4 protein-coding genes and 1 pseudogene are annotated in these 3,152 nt (G+C 68.0%); all 5 read right to left on the reverse strand.

Going from position 1 to position 3,152, the window contains the following annotated elements; translation table 11 throughout:
* The coding region (locus RMO30_RS09290; protein ID WP_309712379.1) for a prenyltransferase at nt 1–657 on the reverse strand (657 nt) is incomplete at its 3' end.
* Nucleotides 654–1,001, reverse strand: a complete 348-nt coding sequence (locus RMO30_RS09295) for a lycopene cyclase domain-containing protein (RefSeq protein WP_309712382.1) — start codon at nt 999–1,001, stop codon at nt 654–656. The genes RMO30_RS09290 and RMO30_RS09295, both read right to left, overlap by 4 nt.
* Nucleotides 998–1,351 carry a lycopene cyclase domain-containing protein gene (locus tag RMO30_RS09300; RefSeq protein WP_309712385.1) on the reverse strand — a complete coding sequence of 118 codons (354 nt, stop codon included), beginning with the start codon at nt 1,349–1,351 and terminating at the stop codon, nt 998–1,000. The genes RMO30_RS09295 and RMO30_RS09300 overlap by 4 nt, the downstream gene beginning before the upstream one ends.
* Nucleotides 1,348–2,925 (reverse strand): phytoene desaturase family protein, encoded by a 1,578-nt coding sequence (gene crtI, locus RMO30_RS09305; protein WP_309712387.1) that lies wholly within the window; start codon nt 2,923–2,925, stop codon nt 1,348–1,350. Before crtI ends, RMO30_RS09300 begins: the two co-directional genes overlap by 4 nt.
* Nucleotides 2,922–3,152 (reverse strand): annotated as a pseudogene (locus RMO30_RS09310) (phytoene/squalene synthase family protein); the annotation flags it as partial. The pseudogene RMO30_RS09310 and the gene crtI, both read right to left, overlap by 4 nt.

The following is a 3,152-nucleotide window of genomic DNA, read 5'->3' on the forward strand; positions in this document are numbered from 1 at the left end:
GATGCCGGCGAGCAGATACAGCACCACCGAGAGCCGCACCGCGCGGCGCGCGCCGATGACGGTCGCGATCGAGTCGATCCCGCCTTCGCGATCGGCCACGACATCCTGCACCGCGCCGAAGGCGTGCGACGCCGCGCCCCAGAGGAAGAACGAGGCGAGCAGAGCGAACAGCGCCGGAGTCCACGTCGCCCCGGCGAGCGACAGGCCGTAGACGGCGGGAGACACGAAGTGGGTGCTCGAGGTGAGCGAATCGAGCACCGGACGCTCCTTGAAGCGCAGGCCCGCTGCCGAGTACGCGACCACCGCGAACAGGCTCACGGCGAGCGCCACCCAACTCGCCGGGTTTCCGACGACCACCAAGTAGCCGACGAACGGCAGCGCGAGGATGCCGGAGAGCCACAGCACGAGCCGGTGCCAGCGGGGGTCGAGCAAAGCGCCCTCGACGCCACCCTTGCGCGGGTTACGCAGATCGGAGGCGTAGTCGAAGACATCGTTGATGCCGTACATCGCGAAGTTGTAGGGCACGAGAAAGAACAGCGTTCCGACGATCAGGGTCGCGTCGACCTCACGGGTCACCATGACGTACGCGGCAGCGAACGGGAACGCTGTGTTCACCCACGACAGCGGCCGACTCGTGAGAAGCAGCGCCCGAATCATTGGGCGACCTCGTCCGACCCGCTGGTTGAGTAGCGCGGAGCGCGTATCGAAACCCCACCTCCGAGCAACGACCAGAGCGGCGGCAGCAGCACGAGAGCGGCGATCGTGTACGCGAAATCTTCGAGGGGAGCGACGCCGACCTTCGCTCCCGAGATCAGGGCGGGGTCGTAACCCACGATGCCGGTGCCGACGAGGACGTTGTCGAAGACCGCAGTGAGGATCAGAAGCGGGATGGCGGTGAGTCCGATGGCTCCCCATAACGGGGCTCGGCGGGTGATGATCGCCGTGACGGCGACTAGCCCGACAACGCCCAGGAACACCGCGTTGAGTGCCCAGTAGGTCAACTGTCTGCGCTCCCGGTTTCGATACGCGTCCGGCTTCGCCGGGCGCTACTCAACCCGCGGAAGAGGCCATACGCGTTCATTGTCGTGTAGCAGAGGAGGGTGAGGAAGAAGAGTTCCTCCAGCGGGAGCTCGGGCGCCAAGAGCACCCCGCTGAGCAGGTCCGGGGCGCCGCGGAAGAAGATGCCGAGGGTGATGCCGGCGACATCCCAGGCGAGGAAAAATGCGACGCCGACGACGAGCACGATCGCCGCACGTAGTGGGGTGGTGGCGAAGAACAGCTTGAAGCGCACGTCGAGCACGACCATCCCGGCGATCGAGACCAGCAACGCCGCGAGGTAGAGGTAGCTCACCCGAATGCTCGCCCGGTGAGCGTCGTCGTGACAGCGGTGAGCGGCTCGGGCAACGGGCCGGCGGTGGTGTCGCCGCGCAACCGCTTCACGAGTACTTCGGCCGAGATGAGGCACATCGGTAGTCCGACTCCGGGGACGGTCGACGAACCCACGTAGTAGAGGCCCTGCACCTTCTTCGACGCGTTGCCCGGGCGGAAGAATGCGCTCTGCTTCAGGACGTGTGCCAGACCCAGCGCTGTGCCCTTCCACGCGTTGAGGTCGTCGACGAAATCGGCAGGCCCGACGGTGCGGCGCAGCACGATGCGGGTCGCCAGATCCGGGATGCCGGCCCACTCCGCCATGCGCGCGAGACACAAGTCGGCGAGCGCCTCGATCCGCTCGTCACCGGCGCCGTCGATGCCGCCGTGACCGAGGCCCGGATCGGCGGGCAACGGCACGAGCACGAAGACGTTCTCGGCGCCGTCGGGTGCGACAGACGGATCGACACCACTCGGCTTGCAGACGTAGAACGACGGCGTCTCGGGCACCCGCGGTTCGGCGCCGAAGATCGCCTCGAAGTTCTCGGCCCAGGCTTCCGCGAAGAACAGCGTGTGGTGTTCCAGCTCGGGCAGATCGCCCTCGACGCCGAGGTAGACCAGCAGGGCGCTCGGCCCCGCAACGGCTTTCTGCCAATACTCCTCGGGATAGCTTCGGGTCTCGTGGGCGGTGAGCAGCACGGTCTCGGTGTGGTGCAGGTCGGCGGCCGAGACGACGATGTCGGCGTCGATGACCTCGCCGTCCACGAGTTCAACCCCGGTCGCCACCCCTTCTGTGACGACGATCCGCCGCACCGCCGCCCCGGGTCGCAGGTCGGCACCCGCAGTGCGGGCGAGCCGCTCGATGCTGCCGATCACCTCGGTGAAACCGCCGATCGGGTAGAAGACGCCGTCGACCAAGTCGAGGTGGCTCATCAGCGAGTACATGCTCGGCGCGAGCGCGGGTGCCGAGCCAAGGAACACTGCCGGGTAGCCGAGCACCTGGCGCAGACGGATGTCGCGCACCGTTCGATTCACCAGCCGGTCGAGTGGCTCCAGCAGCAGTCGGGCGAGCCGAGGTCCGCTCGCGAGCACCTCCCCGCGGAACACCGGGCCGAGCTTCACGAACGTCGAGTAGAGGAACCGCTCTTTCGCGAGGTCGTAGATTTCCCGGGCCCGATCAAGGTACTTCGCGACCCGCAACGCCGAGCCGCGTTCGATGAGCTCGAAGGCATCGAGCGTCTCGTGAACGTCGGCGGAGACATCCACCGGCTCTTCTTGGCCTTCGGCGTAGACGCGGTAGCCGGGGTCGAGCTGTACGAGGTGCAGTTCTGCGTCGGCGCTCGTGCCGAGCAGTTTGTAGAAGTGGTCGAACACTTCGGGCATGAGGTACCACGACGGGCCGGTGTCGAAACGGAAGCCGTCCCTTTCCCACGAGCCGGCGCGGCCGCCGAACTCGTCGTGCTGTTCGAGCAGCACGACGTCACGACCCTCGCGGGCGAGCAGGGCAGCGGCGGCGAGTCCAGCGATCCCCCCGCCGATGATCACCACGCGGCTCACGACCGACCCCCGCCCGGCCGGCTACCGAGCGTTGCGGCGCCGAGCGCGATGCGCAGCTTCACCGGGTCGGGCACGCGCACGCGGGTGCGGATGAGCACCTCGGCAGGGGTGCGTCGCAGGCGACGGGAGAGCTCCGCGAACAGCCGCTGCGCGAGGGCGACCGCCCGACGGGAGCTGCGCGGCAGCAGGGGAAGCGTCGCCGCGGCGCGGGCGAGGTCGGCGTCGAT

This window comes from Pseudolysinimonas sp. (assembly GCF_031389465.1).
In the GTDB taxonomy this organism is placed as follows: domain Bacteria; phylum Actinomycetota; class Actinomycetes; order Actinomycetales; family Microbacteriaceae; genus Pseudolysinimonas_A.